Below are 23,029 nucleotides of genomic sequence, written 5' to 3'. Positions count from 1 at the left end.
AGGAATTATCTTTAAAAGACCACTATGGAACTCAAATCTCCCACAGCCAAAGCGATGATAGTACTCGCTTGTCTGGTCGTTGTACTGGCCGGTATCAAGGCCGCCAGCGCCATCATGGTACCTTTCTTCCTGTCGGTATTTATCGCCATTGCATGCAGCCCGCTTATAAATTGGGCCAGTGCTCACCGCATTCCGCGCTGGGCATCCATTACTTTAGTAATACTGATTATTCTGGTTTTCGGATTCCTGCTGGCAGGGCTGGTTGGCCAATCATTAACAGATTTTAAGGAAAACCTGCCCGGTTACCGTAAACAGCTGGACAGCGAGTTTGCCTGGATCATTGACCGGCTGGCTACAATGAACATTCATATTAACCGTGAGCTGTTCACTCAGCACTTTGATCCCGGTACGGCGATGTCTGTGGCAACGAATTTTCTCAGCGGTATGGGAGGCGCATTGTCTAATATGTTCCTTATCCTGCTGACGGTTATTTTTATGCTTTTCGAAGCTGACAGTATGCCTTCACGTTTACATACGGCGCTGGCAGATCCGGAAATGAAGATGAAACATGTGGACCGGTTTATAAAATCGGTGAACAGCTATCTGGCGATTAAAACCGTGGTAAGTCTGGCAACCGGGCTGATCATTGGTATCTGGTTATATATTCTGGATATCGACCACTTTCTTCTCTGGGGTGTGCTAGCTTTTCTGCTCAATTATATCCCGAATATCGGCTCAATTATCGCTGCCATTCCGGCGGTGCTGATTGCACTGGTGCAATACGGGGCGGGCACTGCAGGGCTGGTTGCACTGGCATTCGTGGCGGTAAATACCGTGATGGGAAATATCGTGGAGCCCAGATTGATGGGGCGGGGAATGGGACTGTCTACGCTGGTGGTGTTCCTGTCTCTGGTATTCTGGGGATGGCTGCTGGGCAGTGTCGGAATGTTGTTATCCGTTCCGCTGACCATGGTTGTGAAAATTGCGCTGGAATCCCGTGAGGAAAGCCAGTGGCTGGCATTACTGCTGTCCAGCAACGCAGAGAGGGATGCCAGACAGCTTTAATCAGTGAAATTACCTTTATCAGGCGATTACATTGACCGGTATAATGATGACCGGTACCGCTTTTGAGGTCGGGGTGGCACTTTGCTGCCCCACACTGTTGAAGGGCACCAGCGGGTTCGCTTCCGGATAGTAGGCCGCAACGTTCCCCTGAGGAATGTCGTAGCTGACTGCTTTAAAGCGTGAGATTTTACGGGAGACATCGTCATCCCACACGGTCTCAACATCTATCAGACTGCCTTCACGTATATTCAGCCTGGCTAAATCCTGCGGGTTAATGAACACAATATTACGTTCACCGAAAATGCCTCTGTAACGGTCGTTCATGCCGTAAATCGTGGTGTTGTACTGGTCGTGGCTGCGCAATGTCTGCATGGTGAAAACAGGCGTATCACTGGCTGCGATTTTTGCCATCACGCCTTCGCTGAACAAATTCTCAGGTAAGGCATTGTGGTTAAACAGGGCTTTACCCTCTTTATTACGCCATTCCCGGTTTGCTGCAGCGTTGTACAAATGAAAGCCGCCTGGTTCGGCTATCTTATCATTCATATTCTCAAACCCGGGGATAACCTTCGCGATAAGGTCGCGGATCAGGCTGTAATCGTCTTTCAACGACAGCCAGTCTGCCGGCGTGTTCTCACCCAGAGTTGCAGCGGCGATACGGCAAATGATCTCTGTTTCCGATTTAAGGTTGTTACTTTGCGGTGGTGTGCTGCCGCTGGAACCGTGAACCATACTGAATGTGTCTTCTACGGTAATCACCTGATTGCCCGTGGCCTGCATATCTATTTCTGTTCTGCCTAAACAGGGCAGCAGCAGGGCGTCCTGTTTAGCGGTAACGTGAGTGCGGTTAAGTTTGGTCGCAATATTCACCAGCAGTTCAGCGTTGCCGGCTGCAGCGGCGGTAAAGGGCGTATCTGCTGCGGCAGCCACCAGGTTTCCGCCAAGACAAATAAGTACTTTGCTGCGCTTTTCATGCAGGGCGCTGAGCATATCAAACACACGGTGTCCGGGTTTTTCCGGCGGATTGAAGCCAAAAGTCTCTTTCATGCGCTGATTAAAATCGGCTTTCGGTGCTTCAAGGATCCCCATCGTACGGTTACCCTGCACATTGCTGTGACCACGCACCGGACTCAGTCCTGCACCGGGTAACCCGAGGGCACCGGTGAGCAGATGCAGAGAAACAATTTCTTTGATGGTATCTACTGAGTAAAGATGCTGGGTAATACCCATCGCCCAGGTAGAAATGGTTTTGCGTGAAGCAGAAAACAGTGCTGCCAGTTCTTCGATTGTACTTTGCGACAGGCCACTTTGTTTTTCTATGCTCTGCCAGCTTGTTGCTTCAACAGCAGTTGCATACGCGTCGTAACCTGAAGTGTGGGAAGTCATAAACTCATGGTCGAGCCTGTCTTTGTGGTGCATCAGAATGGCCTTCGCCATACCTCTGGCAACGGCATAATCTCCGCCAAGTTTCGGTGAAACGTACTTACTGCTTATTTGCACAGTTTCAAGGCCGAGTAACTCTGCGGGTTTTTGCGGGCTGGCAAATTTCTGTAAGCCGACTTCTTTTAAGTTGTTCACCGAAACAATGGTCGCACCCCGTTTTGACGCCGCACGTAAGGCGTTCAGCATGCGCGGATGATTGGTACCGGGGTTTTGTCCGAACACAAACAAGGTGTCAGCTTTTTCAAAATCTTTCAGGACCACCGTGCCTTTGCCTATACCTACCGACTGGTTCAGCGCAATGCCGCTGGCTTCGTGGCACATATTGGAACAATCGGGAAAATTATTCGTGCCGAATGCACGTCCGAATAATTGATAGACAAAGGAGGCTTCATTACTGGCACGGCCGGATGTATACAACTCAAGTTCATCAGGGCTGCTTAACCCGTTGAGTTTAGCTGCAATGATGTGAAAAGCATCATCCCAGCTTACCGGTTCATAATGGTCTGTTGCTGCATTGTAACGCAGCGGTTCTGTCAGCCGACCCTGACTTTCCAGCCAATGATCGGATTGTTTATTAAGGTAAGTCACACTATGTTGTCTGAAAAACTCAGCACCAATGGTCATCTCTGTCGATTCCCATGCCACCGCTTTTGCACCGTTTTCGCAAAATCTGAACGTACCGTCTTTTTCGTCTCCCCAGGCGCATCCCGGGCAGTCAAATCCCTTATGCTTGTTCACCTTATACAGGTTCAGCATGTTCTGACGAACCTGCTTACTTTTAATCAGTTCGTTCACGGTGGATTTAATTGACGGTAAACCGCCTGCCTTAGTGGATTTAACTGCCATGTTGAACCTCGCGGGAGAAAAATACAGGCTGGTTGTTTCGTGGCAAAAACACCAGATTCAATTTGTGTTGCCTGGCGAAAGACACTGCCAGTGACGTGGGAGAAGAAAAACTTATCAGTGTGGTAAAGCCTGCAATCACTGCTTTCTGGACCAGTTCCACACCACAGCGGCTGGTCATAACAAGATAACCTTCTTCATGGTTTTTTATGCGTTTTCGCACAGCGCCGATCACTTTATCTAATGCGTTGTGACGGCCAATATCTTCCCGTCCGAGTACGATGTCATTGCCTGAACCGTAAAGGGCGGCGTGCAGGGCGCCGGTCTTGCGGGCTTTTTCCTGCAGCTGGTCCATAGCATCTCTGAGTGAACCGAAGTCACAGGCCGGCACAGGAGCCCAGCTTGCCGCAGCTTCAAGTTGCGGAAATGCCTGCTCAAGGGCGGTGTGATTACAAATTCCGCAGCCTGCATTGACCCGTGTAAAACGCCGTGATTTTAGCAGGTGCTCCCGGCGGCCGGTAAGGCTGACATTGGCTTCGATGCCGGCTTCGTTGCGCCCGATATGAATATCTTTAATTTCAACCGGCGCAGCAATGATTTGTTCAGTCAGAAAGTAGCCGGTAATGAAGTCTTCGATATCGTCAGGGGAGATCATCATCACTACCAGACTGATGTCATTGACGGAAATCGCCAGCGGCACTTCTTCAACCAGCAGTGATTCATCGTCAGGCAGTCGATGGTTGTCAGCAGAAAGTAAATCCGGTTTTGTCATTAACGCATACAAAATGTTTAATCGGCCAGGTTGAGCCATACTAGATGAAAATGCAGGACGGGCACAGTCGTATACTCAATTCGTCACCCTGTATGCATAGATAGCAAGTGTTCTGCAACGGCTCAAGTCGGTTGCGGTCAAAACAGGGAAACTAACGTCAGGAGAAATTCGTGAAGCAAAAAGCGCTAATTCATGGCATAGCGATGTCAGCCAGTATTCTTTTTCTTACCGCATGTGACAGTGGCGGGAAAGAAGAAACCATCGCCGGACACCCTTATCAATATGACTGTGGCGGTGCCGGTTCGGTGATTTTTCAGGTGGACGGCAACGATACTGCCATTCTGCAGATTGGCGCAAATGCTGTGGTGCTGACGCCCGGTATCAGTGCCTCGGGTGCGAAATATACGGGTAACAGTGTGGTGTTCTGGAGCAAAGGTAAAGAAGCGACGCTCACCCTCAGTGATGAGGAATATCATTGTGCCCGGGTTGAAGGGGAATGAATCAGGCAGTGTGATGGCAAGAAAAAGTAGGCAATAAGTATTTGAATTTTCTCAATGCTGAAATAAATAACCCGCTTTTCCCGGCAGGAACTTAATCAGTGGCTCATAATATTTACAAAGTTTTTTCATTTTTTTTATAAAAAGACTGATTTAGTTGCATCTGATTAGCCAGCACTCCCGTATGGCTAGATGTTCACTCACGAAAAAAGGTTAAATTATGTCCAAGTTTACGCCACTCACTCTTGCCGTCTCCGCGTCGCTGGTTGCCGGTCTTTCTGCCACAGCCCTGGCTTCGAGCCACCGCGAAGCTCCGGCTATTACCCGTGCCCCTACCGTCGATGCTACAGATTTTTATATGTTTAACAGTTACGAATCTGGCAGAGATGGGTATGTCACGTTGATAGCCAATTACATTCCGTTACAGGATGCGTACGGCGGGCCAAACTATTTTTCAATGGATCCGGATGCAGTATATGCAATTCACATTGATAACGATGGCGACGCGATGGAGGACATTACTCTCGCATTTCAGTTCAGTGCCATGCTAGCTGCAGATAATGAAGGTGTTGCTCTGCCGGTTGGTCCTGAAGGCGATCAGAAGATGATCAAAGTGCCTCTGAAAAATATCGGGCCGGTCAGTGCTGACGATCAAAGTAATGCTAACTTTTCTGAGCATTACACAATGACATGGGTCAGTGGTAACGCCCGCACCGGTGAAAGAACATCGCTGACACCATCTTCTGCAGCAATGTTTTCTAAACCACTGGACTATATTGGTGATAAAACTTTCACCAGCTCAAGTGAATATGAGCGTTACGCCGGTCAGTATGTTTATGATTTCGCTGTACCGGGCTGCGATAACCCCGGCAAGGTCTTTGTTGGACAGAGAAAAGACCCGTTTGTTGTTAACCTGGGAGATACTTTTGACCTGGTGAATTATGTTCCTGTTGAAGGAGACAGTGCGCCCGGTGCAGGTGACGGAGATGGTTTTCCGGGAGGGATCACTCAAAGCGAAGATAATGATGATCTCGCTGACAAGAACGTGACCTCTATCGCTGTTGAAATCCCGGCGGCTTGTATTACCGGAGACGGCAACGGAACAGTAGGCGCATGGACTACAGCGAGCCTGCCACAGGCCAGAATCCTGAATCCAAATGCAACGTTCGAAAAGCCATCAGCTGCTGGTGGAGCGATGACACAGGTATCACGGCTTGGTAGCCCGTTAGTCAATGAACTGGTAATAGGCCTTGGCGATAAAGACAAATTTAACAGTTCACATCCGTCTGCAGACGGACAATTTGCTGATTATGTGACCAATCCGGTATTGCCTGAATTGCTTAATATCCTGTTCCGCGATGCAGTGAATACTACCCTGGGCACAGATCTGGAAACTCTCGCGCCAACTAATTTTCCGCGTAATGATTTAGTCACTGCGTTCCTCACCGGCTTTCCGGGAGTAAATCAGCAAGCTACGGTAACAGCGTCGGAAATGCTGCGTCTGAATACGGGTATTCCGGCAACACCAGCCGGTGAACAGTCAGCCTTTGGCGTTGCCGGTGATGATCTTGCCGGTTTTCCAAACGGCCGGCGTCCGGGTGATGACGTAGTTGATATCGCACTTCGCGTGGTAATGGGGGCATTATGTTATCCCATTCCGGTGAATGGTGAGTCGACTGACTTAGGTCTTTGTACTTCAGAAGATGCAAGTGTTGGAAACGTACCCTTTACCGATGGTGCTCCGGTAGACGCTTCCATGACCATGTCCGGTTTTCCTTATCTTGCAACCCCAATCTCTGGCTCAGCGGAATAAAGGAATCATGATGAAACATCTATATTTAGTCGCAGTCACAGGCATCATCCTCAGCGGCTGCAGCGATGACGATAATACCAATTATGCTCCTGAGGTCATATCAGAAGACTTTACCACCACGGTGGATACATCATTTTCTGATACGCTCACAGCATCTGACGCTAACGGCGATACGCTCGTTTACTCGTTGGACGGATCACCGGCCAACGGTAGTGTGGAAGTCGCTGATAACGGTAGCTTTACATTCACTCCAGATGCTGAATTTACCGGTGAAGACAGTTTTACGTTTACTGTCAGTGACGGTGTCAATGACCCCGTGAGCGGTACAATTGGTATTATTGTTGAAGCGGAGAATGTGATGGTTTCTACCTATGTCCGTTCCGCATTCAGTCAGCCGGCCACCGGAACCCCGCTTCCTGTAAATGGCAGGGTGTTTGAAAACGATTCGGATGATCCCGCAGCGTTCGATGATCTATTGACGGATTACTGATAACCGGGAGGCCAGGGACGGCCTGTTGTCACGGGGAAAAATATTGAAAATCTTCTTTTGCACACTAGTAGCTACCTTTGTCGTTTGGGCGGGACAAACATCTGCAGTCCGCGCAGATATTTTCTATCCGGATGACAGAACTGTGGTAGCAAGTTGGGAAGCCGGGCCGGAAGAAAAGCCAGAGCTATCTTCGTTAAAAAAATCACTGGATGAAGCGAGATCACTTAACGGTTCAGGGTTAGCGCTTCGACGCATAATTCGTTTAACAAATGCAGTAATAAGCTCAGGAAACTTTGAGCCGGAAATGTTGTTGTTTAAGGCAAGATTACAGCAACACCAACATGCTTTCATTGATGCTGCTTCAACAATCAGGCAGTACACTGAGAAATACGGAAAAACACCTTCTGCGCAGTTATTGCAAGCGACCATTGCAATCAATCTCGGAAAATCTGATGAGGCTGAAGCTGCCTGCCGGTCTCTTGCCGGAACCGGAGAACCTGCCTTGTCTGCAATTTGTTTACTGGATATACGCTCGCAGCAATCTCCCGATTTAGATGATTACAAAAAGCTTGAACAGTTACATCAATATTCCGGTGTGGCCACATCCGCACCACTTGATGGATGGCTCAGAGAAATTCTGGCTTCTTTGGCGCTTGAACTTAACCGCCCGGAAGAGGCCAGTGCATGGCTTGATAACGTCGATTTTAATCAGGTTCCGTTGAGTCGTGTTGCGCTTTGGGCTGATATTCAGCTTGCCCTGGGTCAACCGGATAGAGTTCTCAACACGCTATCACCCATTATTAATGATCCGGATAATGTAGATGATGCCATTATGCTCAGACTTGCGCAGGCAGAAAAACTAAGTAAAAACGGAACGCTGTGGACGCAAGCTATGGCACAGCGTGTGGCTATGCGCGCCTGGCGTGACGATGGCGTTCATGCGGCGCAACTTGCACGATATTATCTTGATATTCAACCTGATCCCCTGAAAGCTCTGAAGTATGCGCGTCTGAATTGGGAGCACGGGAAAACCCGGGCCGATAAGATACTATTGGAACGCGCCGTTGACAGCCAGAATGAATCAGAAGAAAAATAACCGGAGCAGGCATGTTTTTGTTGTCGTTTTATCGCGCTAGTGATTATGTTACCAACCGTGCATTCGGGTTGATGATTTGGTCATTCCTGATGATAACCGTTCCGGAGGGGGTGAAAGCCCATGAACTCAGCAACGGATATATTACTTTGAACGGAGACAATACGCAGAAGTTTAGCGGGCGACTTTCTCTTATGCCATATGATCTCGAGATTGAGATGAAACTGGATGAGAATTTTGATGGCAAACTCGTCTGGCATGAAGTAAAAGAAGCTCAACCTGATCTGCATGCCTACGCAGCTACTGTTTTGCAATTTACTCAGGGTAGTGCAGCCTGTTCGCCGGTATTTCATGAAGTAGCAATGGAATTAATATCTGGCGAAGCCCTGATAGCTATTCCATTCACAATCGACTGCCCCTACGACACCGATGTTTCAGTGGATTATCAGGGGATATTTGAGCAGGATGACACTCATCAAACATTGTTCAGTGCGGCTATAGGTGGAGAGAGTCATACTGCTGTGTTTACGAATGAACACAGGCAAGTGACACTGTCAGCGGCGTCCGGCGCTTCCGTGTGGCAAACCATCACTACTTTTGTGTATCAGGGCATTATTCATATCTGGATTGGTATTGACCATATTTTGTTTTTGTTAGCTACTTTGCTGACTGTTAATCTGGTAAGAAAAAACAATCAATGGCAGGGGGAATTGAGTAAAGTTAAAGTACTTAAATCTACGTTCTGGCTTGTAACTGCATTTACCGTTGCCCATTCTGTTACGTTGACAACGACTGCCCTTGGCTGGTATCACCCTTCCGGTCGCTGGGTGGAATTTGGTATTGCAATATCAGTGATGCTGACGGCAATCAATAACATCTGGCCTGTTATACACCGGCTGACTATTGTTACATTCGCTTTCGGATTAATACACGGGATGGGCTTCGCAAGTGTGTTCGGGGAACTGCAAGCTGATGCACAGAGTCCTTTGCTAGCTATTGCTTCATTTAATATTGGTGTAGAGCTCGGTCAACTCGTCGTCGTATTATTATTGCTGCCATTGCTTCTGGCATTAAGACATATGCGATTGTATGCTTCTGCTGTCATGCCTTTAGCTTCATCAGTTATTGCTCTGGTTGCGCTCAACTGGGCAGTTCAGCGGTTTTGAGTTTTGTTAATACCTGTCACTCCCACGGGCTGAAGCTCTGCTAAAACCTGCAACAGAGCATCCTGAAAAAAAGCCCCGACAAAGTCGGGGCCTTCTAAATAGTATTAAGAACCGCTAATTAAACGTTCTTAACTGCTACGTCTGCTTCAAACTTAGGCTTAACAGCCAGGTCTTCTGAAGGCGGAGCAAACTTGGTCAGGTCGATGCCTGCAACAGCCTGCTTGTACTCTTCAGTAGTCGGGAAGCGACCCAGTACTGTAGACAGTACTACCAGCGGCGTTGAGCCCAGCAGTGATTCGCCTTTCTTTTCGCTCGTATCAGCAACAACACGGCCCTGGAACAAACGGGTAGAAGTAGCAATTACAGTGTCACCAGGTTCTGCTTTTTCCTGGTTACCCATACACAGGTTACATCCAGGGCGCTCCAGGTACAGAATGTTGTCGTACTTAGTACGTGCAGCTTCTTTTGGCTTAGCATCGTCAAACTGGAAGCCAGCGTATTTCGCCAGAATTTCCCAGTCGCCTTCAGCTTTCAGCTCATCAACAATGTTGTACGTAGGTGGAGCAACAACCAGTGGCGCTTTAAAGCTAACCGAACCGTTCAGTTTTTCCAAGTTACGCAGCATTTGGGCAATGATTTGCATGTCGCCTTTGTGAACCATACAGGAACCTACGAAGCCCAGGTCAACTGGCTTACCGTCGTAGTAAGAAACCGGACGGATAACATCGTGGGTATAACGCTTAGACACGTCTTCGTTGTTTACGTCCGGGTCAGCAATCATTGGCTCGTCGATTTGGTCGAGGTCAACAACCACTTCTGCGAAGTATTTTGCGTTGTCATCCGGTGCAAGCGCTGGCTCTTCACCAGACTTGATTTCAGCGATACGCTTGTCTGCCAGGTCGATAAGGCCTTGCAGCATGTTAGCGTCGTTATCCATACCTTTGTTGATCATGATCTGGATACGGCTCTTCGCCAGTTCCAGTGATGCAATCATGGTCTCGTTGTCAGAGATACAGATTGAAGCTTTCGCTTTCATCTCAGCAGTCCAGTCGGTGAACGTAAATGCCTGGTCAGCCAGCAGCGTACCGATTTGAACTTCGATAACACGGCCCTGGAACACGTTTTCACCAGCGAATTGCTTCAGCATTTGTGCCTGTGTAGCGTGAACAACATCACGGAAGTCCATGTGCTCTTTCATGCTACCTTTAAAGGTCACTTTCACAGACTCAGGAATAGGCATTGCCGCTTCACCTGTTGCCAGTGCCAGTGCTACCGTACCGGAGTCAGCACCGAATGCCACACCTTTTGACATACGGGTGTGCGAGTCACCACCAATGATAATTGCGCGGTCGTCTACAGTGATGTCGTTAAGCACTTTGTGAATAACGTCAGTCATTGAGTGGTAAACGCCTTTAGGATCACGGGCAGTGATAACTCCAAAATTGTTCATGAAAGACATCAGCTTAGGAATGTTAGCCTGCGCTTTCTTATCCCAAACTGACGCAGTGTGACAGCCAGACTGGTATGCACCATCAACAATTGGAGAGATGGTTGAAGCCGCCATGGATTCCAGTTCCTGACAGGTCATCGGGCCTGTGGTGTCCTGAGAACCTACAATGTTTACCTTCACACGTACGTCTGAACCAGCATGTAATGGAGAATCTGAATTCACACCGACTGCGTTACGGTTGAAAATTTTCTCAACAGCAGTCAGGCCCTGACCTTCGTGTGATACTTCTTTAGACGGCGCGTAAACGTCTGGTGCAGTTACACCCAGCGTTTCAGCTGCGAAAGTTTGCAGTTGCTTACCGAAAACAACAGCGTATGAACCGCCGGCTTTCATGAATTCAACTTTTTGTGGTGTAAACGCGTCAGCAACGTCAGCCAGTTCTTCAGAACCGTTATAAAGCTTCTTCGCTTTGGTATCGATGGTCAGTACCGTACCGGTAGCAACAGAGTACGCTTCTTCCAGTACAGGGTCGCCATTTGCATCACGAACCACTTCACCATTTTCGTCAGTTTTCTTAACCCAGTTTTTCAGGTCCAGACCAATACCGCCGGTTACACCAACGGTTGTCAGGAAGATAGGAGCGATACCGTTAGTACCGGCAACAACAGGGGCTTTGTTTACGAAAGGAATGTAAGGGCTGGTAGGCTCACCGGCCCACAGTGCCACGTTATTCACACCGGACATACGTGAAGAACCTACACCCATGGTGCCTTTTTCTGCAATCAGCATGACTTTAGCGTTAGGGTGCTTTTTACCCAGCTCAACGATTTCCTGTTGTGCTTCAGGCGTAATCATACATTGGCCGTGCAGTTCACGGTCGGCACGGGAGTGCGCCTGGTTGCCCGGAGAAAGCAGGTCAGTAGAGATATCACCTTCAGCAGCGATATAAGTAACAACTTCAATTTTTTCTGGTACATCTGGAAGCTTGGTGAAGAATTCTGCTTTCGCGTAGCTTTCCAGAATATCTTTGACGATTGGGTTGCCTGCTTTATAAGCCGCTTCCAGACGCCCGGTGTCTGCATCGTACAGATAAACCTGTGTTTTCAGCACTTCTGCAGCAGGTTTGGCAACTGCTTCGTTATCAGATAACGCCAGGTCCAGTAATACTTCTACAGAAGGGCCACCTTTCATGTGAGAAAGCAGTTCAAGCGCAAACTCAGGTGTGATTTCTTTTACTTTTTCTTCGCCAAGAACAATTTCTTTCAGGAATTGTGCTTTAACACCAGCCGCGCTCGTGGTGCCGGGCAGGGTGTTATAGATAAAGAATTTTAAAGAGTCTTCACGGTGCTCATTTGCTGTGTCTTTAATTTGAGCAATGATTTCTGACAGCAGATCAGCACTGTCTATTGGCTTCGGGTTAAGACCTAGTTCCGTTTTACGGGTTTCGATCTCTGCCAGATATTCTGAATACAAACTCATAATTTTCTCTCGGTCTTGGTTCACTCGGGCGTAGAATTAAGACGGTCTTAGCTATACGCGTATAAAAATGAGGGACATATTAACTGATTTTTTGTGATTACGTAATGACAGAAAGTGACCCGGGGCTGTCATGCAACATGCTTATGTAAAACAGATGTTGCATGTCGATTTTTGGTTTCTTTGTTAATGATTTGCGATTTATAAATTAATTATAAAAATCATTAGTTTATAGAATTCAGATAAATGTGATTTGCGGTGACGCGTCAGATTGGTTTTACCAATTGGGATAAATTATAGTGTTGTATTTATGGTAAGCATTCATGGTGGTTATGGTTGTACCAGATTGAAAAGTAAACATAACGCACACAAACTGTAATTACACAGGAAATGACAATGTTATTGCTGCGCCGCCCAGCGTACTGTTTGCAATATCCAGCCTCCCTTCATAAATAGCAACGAGATCGGCAACGACAGCCATACCAATCCCCTGGCCTTCCGCATAGGTGTCCAGACGCTCGCCCCGTTCAAGCAGTGCGTCTTTCTGATCCGGGGGGATGCCCGGCCCGTCATCTTCTATCCGGATATGACTCCAGCCCTCTTCCTGTTCAAGGGTGAGAAGTACCGTTGCGCTGGCTGCTTTACAGGCGTTGTCCAAAAGGTTGCCCATCATTTCCATCAAATCAGTTTCATCGCCCTTGAACTGACAGCCGGTATCACCTGCCATGTTTATGTTAAGTGAACGGTCACGATGCACTTTTTCCATCGCATTAAGTAGTTTTTGCGCCAGCGGAGCTACCGTGACACTGGCTTGCCAGCCGGCTTTGGCTGCTGCGGCCCGTTTCAGCTGGCGTTGGATGATATTGTTGATTTGCGTAAGTGAGTCATGGGCATCATGGGGAAGATTATTGGTGCCCATAGCAACAGCCAGCGGCGTTTTCAGGCTGTGAGCCAAATCACCGAGACTATTCTTATAGCGACTGCGTTGCTGGGCTTCTGCTTCAAGCAGCCGGTTAATGCTGTTTTTTAGCGGGGTAAACTCTTTCGGATAACGGCGGGTGAGTGCACCCTGGCGTCCGCTGGCTGTCAGCCGTATTTCATTAATCAGTTCCCGCACAGGATTCAGCACGAAAGTAATGCCCGCGATGATCAATACAAGAAGTCCGGCAGCGAGCAGGAGCAACCATTTCCACAATGTACCGGTGAATGCGTCACGCTCAAGGTTGAATTCCTGACGGCTGTTCATAATGTAAAAATGAACCGGTTCGAAGCTGTCAGCGGCTGCAAATTCGGCCGTAAACGCATAGCTGAAATAGCTGCCGGTGTTACTGAGTGCACCCCGGTCTTCCGTGATAAATTCTTCATCGCCGGTTGCGGGTGCGGGCAGGGTAGCGATCACCTCATTGTGCAACGCTGAAGCCGATTTCCAGACCACTTTATTGCGGAAAACGATAATGCCTATGTAGCCTGAATCCGGCAAATTAAGCTGCTCTTCGTACAACAGTTCCGGCATGTAAGGCACATCACCGTCCAGTTCAAAGGCAGAGACCAGTGCCAGGTTCATCAGCTTTAATTCGTTATGTTTCGCCTGAGTGAGACTTTCCGTATAGGCTTTGTCCAGAGTCAGCACGGTCACCGGAATAAAAATAGCCAGCGCCAGCAGTGCCAGAAGAGCACTGCGAAGACGAAGAGACAGACGAGTCATAGATCTCTGTTCAGGCGGTAGCCGCGGCCACGAAGTGTTTCAATAGGTTTCAGCGTGCCGTCAGGATCGAGTTTTTTCCGCAGGCGTCCTACAAATACCTCAATCACGTTACTGTCTAAATCGAAGTCCTGATCGTAAATATGCTCTGTCAGTTCTGTTTTCGACACAATCTTCTGCGGATTCAGCATCAGGTATTCCATGACCTTGTACTCGTAAGCCGTGAGATCCAGGCGGACGTCGTTCAGAGTAATTTCTTCGGCAACTGTGTCCAGACATACCGGACCAAACTGAATAGACGGATTTGCCTGACCGGAAGCCCGGCGGATCAAAGCCTTCACTCTGGCCAGTAACTCTTCATTGTGAAATGGCTTGGTGAGATAGTCATCAGCACCGGCATCCAGACCTTCTACCTTTTCCTGCCAGCGGTCTCTGGCGGTCAGGATCAGCACCGGTGTGCGCACATCATTCTGACGGGCTTTACGGATCACGTCGAATCCGTCAATACCCGGCAGACCAATATCAATGACAGCTAAATCGTAATTGTATTCCTGAAGCTGATATAAGGCGTTGTTACCATTGTCTGCAAGGTCCACGCTGTAGCCGTTTTGCTGCAGCAAAGCATCTAACTGGGTTAGCAGACGACTGTCGTCTTCGGCAATTAATAAGCGCATTTGTCTTAATTATCCTTGTCCGTTGCCGGCTGAACTTTACCGGTTTTCTTATCTACATCCACCGACACCACACGTCCATTTTTTTTCAGCACTTTTACACGGTATTTGGTACGGGTCTGGTCGACCCGCAACACACGACCTTTTTCATGTTGTTGTGCTTTTGTCGCGGCCTGACTGCGATCTATCTGTTGCGCCTGCTCCTGAACGGCAGCGGCCTGCTGCGATAGCGGAGCTATGAGCAGTAACACAGTCAGAAACAGGGTTTTAACGATATTCATACAGCCTCAGGATGGTGCTCAGGACACGGCGTCCGGCATTCTCTAATTTTCGTATCCTAGCATAACCGTTATAAATGAACATTGGCTGAATCGAATCTGACTTTTGTTAATTGCTGCAAATTCATTACTTTAAAATTTCTAAATCCCGCAATAAAAAAACGGGAGCCGCCGACTCCCGTTTTTGTTGCCGTAACCGGTTACGGCAATACTTTCTTGTAGGGTTTAACTACGACATTGTCATAGACGCCGGCTTCCACATACGGGTCGGCTTCCGCCCAGGCTTGCGCGGTTTCCACTGAGTCAAATTCAGCGACAACCAGAGAACCGGTGAATCCGGCAGGACCGGGATCTTCACTGTCGATAGCAGGGAAGGGGCCGGCAATCAGCAAGCGGCCTTCGTCTTTTAACGCATTCAGACGTGCCAGGTGAGCAGGGCGGGCGGCCAGGCGCTTTTCCAAACTGTTTTCCACGTCGGTTGCACAAATCATATAGAACATCGTATTTCTTCCCTTATTTTTCCGTAGCGGCTTTCATGCCGGTAACAAAGGCATCAAGTGCGCTGAGCATGGCCGGCACGTCATCCAAATGTTTGGCGATGATGTTCACGGTGGCTGAACCACTGATTGCGCCCGCAGCGCCGGCTTTGATGGCTGTCGACACCTGCTCCGGTGTTGAAATACCAAAGCCAAGAATTGGCGGTGCACATGCATAATCCGATAATTTGGCAATTAATGACTCTGCCGGAATATCTGCAGCGGTTTCCACGCCGGTCACACCAGCGCGGCCCAGTAAATAAGTGTAGCCGCGTGAGTGCTCACCAATCTGCGATAAGGTTTCTTCTGTTGCATTCGGCGGCGCGATGAGAATTTGGGCAACGCCGGTTTCATTGGCTACAGATATAAAGGGTTTTGCTTCGCGAAGCGGTACATCCGCCACCAGAATTGAATCAACACCGGCATCGTGTGCCTGCTGATAAAAGGCTTTGATCCCTTTGGCCATCACCAGGTTGCTGTATAACAATAAGCCCATAGGCACATCGGGGTATTTTGCTCTGACGCGGGACAGCATCTCAAAGCAGGCATCCGGTGTAACGCCGTTGCCTAGAGCACGAATACTTGCAGCCTGAATTGTCGGGCCATCAGCAATGGGATCTGAGTAGGGAATACCCAGTTCAAGAGCGTCTGCACCGCTTTCAATCAACTGACAAATAATTTTTTCAGACGTGTCGATATCCGGATCGCCAATCATGACGAAAGGAACAAACGCACCGCGATTACCGGCGTTCAGCCGGCCAAACATATCACTATAGCGATCCATTAAAATCTTCTCCCAGAATCTTGATCACGTGTCCAAGGTCTTTGTCGCCGCGACCCGATAAATTCACCACGATAATGGTTTCTTCTTCTGCCTCGTCCGCCATGTTGAGCGCATAGGCCAGCGCGTGGGAAGACTCAAGCGCCGGTATGATACCTTCTTTGCGGGCTAGCAACTGGAAGGCATTCAGCGCTTCTTCATCAGTAACTGCAACATATTCAGCGCGGCCGGTATCTGCAAGGTAGGCATGCTGAGGACCAACAGCAGGGTAGTCCAGACCGGCAGATACCGAGTAGCTTTCTTCAATCTGGCCTTGCTTGTCCTGCATAATATACGTGTATGCACCGTGCAGAATGCCTTTCGAACCGGTACAAATGGTGGCACCGTGTTCTTTGGTGTGCAGGCCTTTACCTGCAGGCTCGACACCGATTAGCTTCACAGAAGGTTCGTCGATGAAGTCAGCAAACATGCCGATAGCATTCGAGCCGCCGCCAACACAGGCAACCACGGCGTCCGGTAATCTGCCTTCTTTTTCCATGATCTGCGCACGGGTTTCTTCACCAATCATGCGGTGGAATTCACGTACGATATGCGGGAACGGGTGAGGGCCGGCCGCGGTACCCAGCAGATAGTGCGCTTTATCGTAATTGGCAGACCAGTCACGAAGTGCTTCGTTAACCGCATCTTTCAGGGTGCCTGAACCAGCATTCACAGGAATGACTTCTGCACCCATTAAACGCATACGGAATACGTTCGGTGCCTGACGCTCAACATCTTTCGCACCCATGTAAATGCGGCATTTCAGACCCAGCAGTGCACAGGCAAGTGCTGTCGCCGTACCGTGCTGACCTGCACCGGTTTCGGCAATGACTTCGGTTTTGCCCATACGCTTAGTCAGCAATGCCTGACCCAGTACCTGGTTGGTTTTGTGCGCACCGCCATGCAGTAAATCTTCACGCTTCAGATACAGCTTAACCTTGGGGTTTGTAACCAGATTGCGCGTCAGCGTCATCGCCGTAGGACGACCTGCATAATCTTTTAACAGTGCTGAAAACTCTTCCTGAAATGCCGGATCTTCTTTGGCATCAATAAATTCTTTCTCGAGTTGGTCTAGCGCGGGAATAAGCAACTCGGGCACGTACATGCCCCCGAAATCCCCGAATTTTGAATCAAGTTGGTTCATGAATAATCCTGTTGATCATCAATTAATAGCGTCGTGCTGTTGCGAACAGCGCCGCCAGCTTTTCAGCAGATTTTTGTGCCGGAGCATCTTCTACTCCGGAATTTACGTCTATGGTGCCCGCGCCGGTTTCTAGCGCAGCGACCAGGTTCCCGGCATGAATGCCGCCGGCAACGATGAGTTTTTTCTTGTCTGTCATATCATCCAGCAGTGACCAGTCAAACGACTGTCCCGTTCCGCCTTTTTCCGAACCTACCTGACAATCCAGCAGTACACGGTCTGTTTCGGTTTCGCCCGGCAAATCGCTGAGGTGCGGCGGTAAGTCGCCGGATATGCCAACCGCCTGCCAAATCTGGCATTCAGCAGGCAATGCTGCCCGCAATGCATGGCGGAAAGCTGCATCTTCGCTACCATGTAACTGAACGGCAAACAGGCTAAGTGAACGCGCGGCACTGACAATGTCATCCACAGGCTGGTCGACAAATACGCCCACATAACGGCCCGGCACTGTCTCAGTAATCGTGCGCGCCTGCTCCTGCGTTACACAACGTTTAGACTTTTCTGCGAAGATGAGACCGCCATAGTTGGCGCCGCCGTCAAACGCAGCTTTAGCGTCTTCTGCACGGGACAGGCCACATACTTTGATGTCGCCGTAAATGAGGGCACGCACCGCTTCGGGTAAGTCTTTTTGTGCCATCAGTGCACTGCCGACCAGAAAGCCCTGGCAAAGCGGCGCTAAGCGGCGTACATCCTGGTGGGTGTAAATGCCGGATTCAGAAATCACGACGAAATCATGAGTTGCCTTGTCCAGCATGGGGATCAGTTTTTCGCTGGTGGCGAGGTCGGTGGACAAATCCCGCAGATCACGGTTATTAATGCCGATGATTTTCGCTTCCAGCGCGATGGCGCGGTGCATTTCTTCTTCGTTACTGACTTCGGTAAGAATATCCAGCGCCAGGCTGTCAGCCAGGCTGGCAAGAGTGCGGTAAGTGTCGTCGTCCAGCACACTCAGCATCAGCAAAATAGCATCAGCGTTATAATGACGGGCCAGATAAACCTGATACTCGTTTACAAAGAAATCTTTGTTCAGTACCGGTTGCGACACCCGCTCAGTCACATAAGCCAGATAGTCATAACTGCCCTGAAAATACTTTTCATCAGTCAGTACGGAAATACCTGCTGCATAAGGCTTATAAGCGGCAAGAATTTCGTCGAGGTCGAATACAGGGCGAATGAGCCCTTTAGACGGCGATGCCTTTTTACATTCAAAAATAAAACCGGCATCCGGCTGACTTAATGCATCGAACAAGCTTTTATTTGATGGTGTCAGTGAATCTTTAAACGTGGCTAACGGCATTGCTGCCATACGTGCTTCTAACTCCACACGTTTATCGGCGACGATGCGTTCTAACACATTACTCATCGTTACTGCTCTCCTGATGACTGATTTTTGCCACGGCGTTAAGCGTGGTTAACGGTTTGCCCTGTTTCATGGCTTCCATGGCCATTTCCGCACCGTCTTTGAATGTGGTCACGGTGTCGGTAAGTTTCAACAGCGCGCCGCAATTCATTGCAATGGCGGCTCTGTGTGCTTCCTGACCTTCACCGGCCAGAGCGGCTTCCACCATTTTGCGGTTTTCATCCGGTTCACCGCCGGCTATGGCCTCAAGAGAGTATGAAGGTAAACCGAAGTCTGAAGGCGTCACGGTCAGTGTGCGTAAATCACCATGCTCTAAGTCGATGATGTGAGATTCGCCGTGCAGAGCCAGTTCGTCCAGTCCGTCGCCATGAACAATCATGGCCCGGTGCTGGCCGAGCAGCATCAACGTGCGGGCATACGGCTCAAGAAGCTCCGGAGAATATACACCAAATAAACCATGGGTAGGGCCGGCAGGGTTTGCCAGTGGACCCAGAATGTTGAAAATGGTGCGGGTTTTCAGTGCCGCACGGATGGGCGCAGCGTGACGCATACCGGAATGATAAACCGGTGCGAACAGGAAGCAGAAGTTCGCATCGTCCAGACATTGTCTTGCTGTCTCAGGGCTGATTTCCAGATTAATACCGAACTGTCTGAATATATCCGCAGAGCCGGATTTACTGGAAACACTGCGGTTACCGTGTTTGGCGACTTTTACGCCGCAACTGGCGGCTACCACACCCGCCGCACTGGAAATATTAATGGTGTTATGTCCGTCACCGCCGGTGCCGACAATATCCGCAAACGGATAGTCCGGCGTGGGGAAAGGCAGCGCGTTTGACACCATGGCACTGGCAGCACCGGCGATTTCATTGGGTGATTCGCCATTCAGCTTCAATGCGGTAAGCACAGTTGCCAGGATCAGATCAGGTTGTTCGCCATGCATAATGCTGTTAAATAAAGCAAAAGACTGCGCCTGGCTCAGATGTTCTTTCGCAAATAACAGGTCCAGCAGGGGAGAGGCATCATACATGTTCCAACTCCTTGTCGGTTAAATAGTGAATACTTTGCAGTAGTAAACGGCTTCCGTCTGCGGTGAGAATTGACTCCGGGTGAAACTGGAAACCAAGCATTTTGTCTTCGGGGTGATAAACCGCCATGGTGGTGTCACCAAAACTGGCAATGGTTTCTAACCCTGCCGGTAATGATGTAGCCACAAGAGAATGATAACGGGCCACATGCAGCGGGTTAGCCAGGCCTGAAAACATAGCCTGTCCGGAGTGGCTGATGGGCGATGATTTGCCGTGCATTACTTCTCTGGCCCGGTCGACCACACCACCGTAATGACTCACGATAGCCTGATGCCCTAAGCATATACCCAATACCGGGAATATACCCTGCACCTTTTTAATCAGTGCGGGCATACAACCGGCTTCATGGGGCGCACCCGGGCCCGGCGATAATAACAGTAATACCGGCGCTTTTTCTGCTTCCTGCTGCATGCGGGTGAACAACATGTCCGCATCTACCGTGTTACGGTACACAATGATGTGTAAATCCAGTGCCCGGAGCTCGTCAACCAGGTTATAAGTGAAGGAGTCTACATTATCGAGCAGGAAAACGGTGATTTTATCTTTCATGATCAGGCTCCCTGTTTCAAAGAGCGGCGAACCGCGTTGATGACAGCCTGCGCTTTGGTGCGGGTTTCATTGGCTTCAGACTGGGGATCTGAGTCGTAAACCACACCGGCGCCTGCCTGAATATAGGCTCGGTCGTTTTTCACAAACGCTGAGCGGATAACAATACAGGTATCCATATCGCCGTTCCCGTTTAAGTAGCCCACAGCGCCGCCATAGCTTCCCCGGCGTTTCTTTTCAACCTGGCGGATTAATGTGGCCGCACTGACCTTTGGTGCGCCGACCAGGGTGCCCATGTTCATGCAGGCCTGATAAGCATGCAGCGCATCCAGATCGGTTCGTAACTGACCCACGACCCGGGAAACCAGGTGCATCACGTGAGAGTAGCGGTCTACTTTCAGCAGGTCTTTCACAAAACGGGTGCCCGGACGGCTTACTTTCGCCACATCGTTACGGGCCAGGTCGACTAACATAATGTGTTCGGCTTTCTCTTTGTCATCTTCACGCAAATTCAGTTCAATGCGGCTGTCCAAATCCGGATCGATTTCACCATTCGCCCGTTTGCCTCTGGGGCGGGTACCGGCGATGGGGTAAATTTCCACCTGATTCGATGATTTTTCGTATTTGATTGCCGACTCAGGTGACGCGCCGAATATAGTAAAGTCTGCATCCTGCATATAAAACATATAAGGACTTGGATTACTGATTTTTAATTGAGCGTATGCGGTTAACGGGTCGGGACAAGGTAAGGAGAAAGTGCGGGAAGGTACAACCTGGAAAATGTCACCGGAAAGGATATTGGCTTTTAAGTCGACAACGTCCTGCTTATAGGTTTCATCGTCTTTGTCCACATCCACATCCATAGCATCCTGAGCCCCGGGCGGGATAGTGGCAGTACTCGCAGGTATATCTGTGAGTCTGGCCTGCAGCCGCTCCAGTCGCTGTGCCACATCAAAATAACTTTGCGCCACGTTAGGGCCGCTGAATACGCTGCCGATTAAACGGGTCTGGCGGGTTTGATGATCGACAGTGAGTAAGGTCTCTGCCAGATAGAATACATAGTCCGGACAGTCATTTTCGCCATCGGGCACATCAGGCAAGTTTTCAAACGTGGCCAGCAGATCATAAGCAAATACACCACCCAGAAAGACGGCGTGGGGATGCTGCCGGATTGGCGTAATCTTCTGAACCAGTAACCGCAGGGCGTCGAATACGCTGGCCGCTTTCAGCCGGCTGTCTTCATCCAGGGCATTATCCGCAGCGTGGCAGGTGAGCGTTACCGTTACTCCGTCTCTGACAACACTGGTGTTGTCCGGGCGCTGCGCTTCAATCAGCGGTAATACAGATTCGCCGTTGGGGGTCAGTGCAGTGCAGATAACCTGATTACCTTTGCACACAAGGCGCATCGCGGCATCTACCATCAGCAGGCTTTGCAAGTCGTCCTTGCTGTCAATTTCTGCTGATTCTAACAACAGTGCATTTGATTTTCCGGCACAAAGGTGGGCAAAGGCGGCTAACGGATCGTTCAGGTAGGTACCTGACTGTTCGATTGTTTCCACTTTGCCGGGCTGGGTGCCCAGTTCCGCTAAACTCATTGTCGCATTTTCTCCAACTGCGATTAAAAAAAAAGGCCCGTTAAACGGGCCTTTATTGTGTTCTTTTACGCACTCACGCGTACACCGCCCGTTACTTCAGGGAGTGCCACCACCAAACTGCTTTTACTAAAGTGCTGATTGATAATTGATTACGCATGATTTCTCTGTCATAAACTTCGATAGGCATCGAAGGCGTTAGTACGTATAATATGCCCTATAGAAGAAAACAAAAACGAAGTTGTGTCAACCGTAAATTTGCATAAGACATTGAAAATCGATCTACATAGTCATACAAAATTTTCCGACGGCCATTTAACGCCGGAAGAGCTGGTGCTCCGCGCGCACACCATGCAGGTGGATGTGCTGGCCATTACCGACCATGATACCCTCGCCGGATTACCGCTTGCCCACCAAACTCAGGCAAAGCAAAAGCGTGTGATGACGATCATCAATGGCGTTGAAATCTCCACCGCCTGGCACGGGTTCGATATTCATATCGTCGGCTTAAATGTGGATGTGGAAGATGCATCACTCAACAGCTTTCTGGCTGAGCAAAGTGCAATTCGCAAGGAACGTGCGGTTAAAATTGGTGAAAAGCTGCAAAAATGCGGTTTTGACGGTGTGCTTGAAAAGGCGCTGAATCTTGCCGGTGTGGGGCAGGTGACCCGTGCACACTTCGCACGCGTATTAGTGAATGAATATGGTGTTGCGACCATGGATGCCGCCTTTAAAAAGTACCTTGGAAAAGGGAAACGGGCCGCCGTTAAGGCTGTGTGGCCCGGCATGGAGCAAGCCATATCTCATATTCGTGCTGCCGGTGGTCAGGCTGTACTTGCTCATCCCGCCCACTATGACATAACGGCAAAATGGTTGCGCCGTCTGGTCAATGATTTTGCACATCACGGTGGACAGGCCATCGAAACGGCTTTTCCCGGTATTAATCCTGACAAGCAAAAGCTTATCAACGAGCTTGCCAGCGAGCACAATCTTTTGGCTTCGGCGGGTTCTGATTTTCACTTCCCGTCCAGGTGGACAGAATTGGGGCGTAATTTAGGTATCGCTTCTCACCTCAAGCCAGTCTGGCATGACTGGGCACTGCCCGCCCATCAGTAACAGGACATTGT

20 protein-coding genes are annotated in these 23,029 nt (G+C 49.4%); 7 read left to right on the top strand and 13 right to left on the bottom strand.

Annotated elements, in window-relative coordinates; all coding sequences use genetic code 11:
- Positions 1-24: 24 nt before the first annotated feature.
- Positions 25-1,065: an AI-2E family transporter gene (locus ACXAG2_RS02390; protein ID WP_474851682.1), complete on the top strand. Its 1,041-nt coding sequence runs from the start codon at positions 25-27 to the stop codon at positions 1,063-1,065.
- A gap of 18 nt (positions 1,066-1,083) precedes the next feature.
- Here ACXAG2_RS02390 and ACXAG2_RS02385 read toward each other — a convergent pair whose 3' ends face one another.
- The gene (locus ACXAG2_RS02385; protein ID WP_474864280.1) at positions 1,084-3,354 is read right to left on the bottom strand and encodes an FdhF/YdeP family oxidoreductase; all 2,271 of its coding nucleotides are present in this window, start codon (positions 3,352-3,354) and stop codon (positions 1,084-1,086) included.
- Positions 3,344-4,162 carry a formate dehydrogenase accessory sulfurtransferase FdhD gene (gene fdhD, locus ACXAG2_RS02380; protein ID WP_474864278.1) on the bottom strand — a complete coding sequence of 273 codons (819 nt, stop codon included), beginning with the start codon at positions 4,160-4,162 and terminating at the stop codon, positions 3,344-3,346. The genes ACXAG2_RS02385 and fdhD overlap by 11 nt, the downstream gene beginning before the upstream one ends.
- Positions 4,163-4,293: 131 nt before the next feature.
- Here fdhD and ACXAG2_RS02375 point away from each other — a divergent pair, with 131 nt between their 5' ends.
- The 5 genes from ACXAG2_RS02375 (at position 4,294) to ACXAG2_RS02355 (ending at position 9,182) form a co-directional block, all read left to right on the top strand.
- Positions 4,294-4,623, top strand: a complete 330-nt coding sequence (locus ACXAG2_RS02375; protein ID WP_474864276.1) for an MliC family protein — start codon at positions 4,294-4,296, stop codon at positions 4,621-4,623.
- A gap of 217 nt (positions 4,624-4,840) precedes the next feature.
- A complete protein-coding gene (locus ACXAG2_RS02370; protein WP_474864274.1) occupies positions 4,841-6,433 on the top strand; it encodes a DUF4331 domain-containing protein in 1,593 nt (530 codons plus the stop codon).
- A gap of 7 nt (positions 6,434-6,440) precedes the next feature.
- Positions 6,441-6,923 (top strand): Ig-like domain-containing protein, encoded by a 483-nt coding sequence (locus ACXAG2_RS02365; protein ID WP_474864272.1) that lies wholly within the window; start codon positions 6,441-6,443, stop codon positions 6,921-6,923.
- A 43-nt stretch (positions 6,924-6,966) separates the two neighbouring features.
- On the top strand, positions 6,967-8,019 hold the full coding sequence (locus ACXAG2_RS02360; protein WP_474864270.1) for a hypothetical protein: 1,053 nt from the start codon (positions 6,967-6,969) through the stop codon (positions 8,017-8,019).
- Between the two features lie 11 nt (positions 8,020-8,030).
- Positions 8,031-9,182: a HupE/UreJ family protein gene (locus ACXAG2_RS02355; RefSeq protein ID WP_474864268.1), complete on the top strand. Its 1,152-nt coding sequence runs from the start codon at positions 8,031-8,033 to the stop codon at positions 9,180-9,182.
- Positions 9,183-9,300: 118 nt separating this feature from the next.
- Here the strand turns inward: ACXAG2_RS02355 and ACXAG2_RS02350 are convergent, their stop codons facing one another.
- From ACXAG2_RS02350 to ACXAG2_RS02300, 11 genes are all read right to left on the bottom strand, one after another.
- On the bottom strand, positions 9,301-12,111 hold the full coding sequence (locus ACXAG2_RS02350) for a bifunctional aconitate hydratase 2/2-methylisocitrate dehydratase (protein WP_474864267.1): 2,811 nt from the start codon (positions 12,109-12,111) through the stop codon (positions 9,301-9,303).
- A gap of 376 nt (positions 12,112-12,487) precedes the next feature.
- Positions 12,488-13,813 carry an ATP-binding protein gene (locus ACXAG2_RS02345; protein ID WP_474864266.1) on the bottom strand — a complete coding sequence of 442 codons (1,326 nt, stop codon included), beginning with the start codon at positions 13,811-13,813 and terminating at the stop codon, positions 12,488-12,490.
- Positions 13,810-14,484, bottom strand: coding sequence for a response regulator transcription factor (locus ACXAG2_RS02340; protein ID WP_303574633.1), 675 nt, complete (start codon positions 14,482-14,484; stop codon positions 13,810-13,812). The genes ACXAG2_RS02345 and ACXAG2_RS02340 overlap by 4 nt, the downstream gene beginning before the upstream one ends.
- A 5-nt stretch (positions 14,485-14,489) precedes the next feature.
- Positions 14,490-14,762 (bottom strand): PepSY domain-containing protein, encoded by a 273-nt coding sequence (locus tag ACXAG2_RS02335; RefSeq protein ID WP_474864265.1) that lies wholly within the window; start codon positions 14,760-14,762, stop codon positions 14,490-14,492.
- A 197-nt stretch (positions 14,763-14,959) separates the two neighbouring features.
- On the bottom strand, positions 14,960-15,259 hold the full coding sequence (locus tag ACXAG2_RS02330) for a YciI family protein (protein ID WP_303574629.1): 300 nt from the start codon (positions 15,257-15,259) through the stop codon (positions 14,960-14,962).
- Positions 15,260-15,272: 13 nt separating this feature from the next.
- Positions 15,273-16,079: a tryptophan synthase subunit alpha gene (trpA, locus tag ACXAG2_RS02325; RefSeq protein ID WP_474851705.1), complete on the bottom strand. Its 807-nt coding sequence runs from the start codon at positions 16,077-16,079 to the stop codon at positions 15,273-15,275.
- Complete coding sequence (gene trpB, locus ACXAG2_RS02320) at positions 16,066-17,259, bottom strand: tryptophan synthase subunit beta (RefSeq protein ID WP_474864264.1); 1,194 nt, start codon at positions 17,257-17,259, stop codon at positions 16,066-16,068. The genes trpA and trpB overlap by 14 nt, the downstream gene beginning before the upstream one ends.
- A 22-nt stretch (positions 17,260-17,281) precedes the next feature.
- A complete protein-coding gene (gene trpCF / locus ACXAG2_RS02315; protein WP_474864263.1) occupies positions 17,282-18,679 on the bottom strand; it encodes a bifunctional indole-3-glycerol-phosphate synthase TrpC/phosphoribosylanthranilate isomerase TrpF in 1,398 nt (465 codons plus the stop codon).
- The gene (gene trpD / locus ACXAG2_RS02310) at positions 18,672-19,706 is read right to left on the bottom strand and encodes an anthranilate phosphoribosyltransferase (protein WP_474864262.1); all 1,035 of its coding nucleotides are present in this window, start codon (positions 19,704-19,706) and stop codon (positions 18,672-18,674) included. Before trpD ends, trpCF begins: the two co-directional genes overlap by 8 nt.
- Positions 19,699-20,313, bottom strand: a complete 615-nt coding sequence (locus ACXAG2_RS02305) for an aminodeoxychorismate/anthranilate synthase component II (protein WP_474864261.1) — start codon at positions 20,311-20,313, stop codon at positions 19,699-19,701. The genes trpD and ACXAG2_RS02305 overlap by 8 nt, the downstream gene beginning before the upstream one ends.
- A gap of 2 nt (positions 20,314-20,315) precedes the next feature.
- Positions 20,316-21,905 carry an anthranilate synthase component 1 gene (locus ACXAG2_RS02300; protein ID WP_474845438.1) on the bottom strand — a complete coding sequence of 530 codons (1,590 nt, stop codon included), beginning with the start codon at positions 21,903-21,905 and terminating at the stop codon, positions 20,316-20,318.
- A 267-nt stretch (positions 21,906-22,172) separates the two neighbouring features.
- On the opposite strand from ACXAG2_RS02300, the gene ACXAG2_RS02295 reads away from it, so the two are divergent.
- Positions 22,173-23,018, top strand: coding sequence for a PHP domain-containing protein (locus ACXAG2_RS02295; RefSeq protein ID WP_474864260.1), 846 nt, complete (start codon positions 22,173-22,175; stop codon positions 23,016-23,018).
- The last annotated feature ends 11 nt before the right edge of the window (positions 23,019-23,029 follow it).

Source organism: Alteromonas sp. ABH4_456, from assembly GCF_056160645.1.
This window is presented reverse-complemented; position numbering and strand designations above follow the sequence as displayed.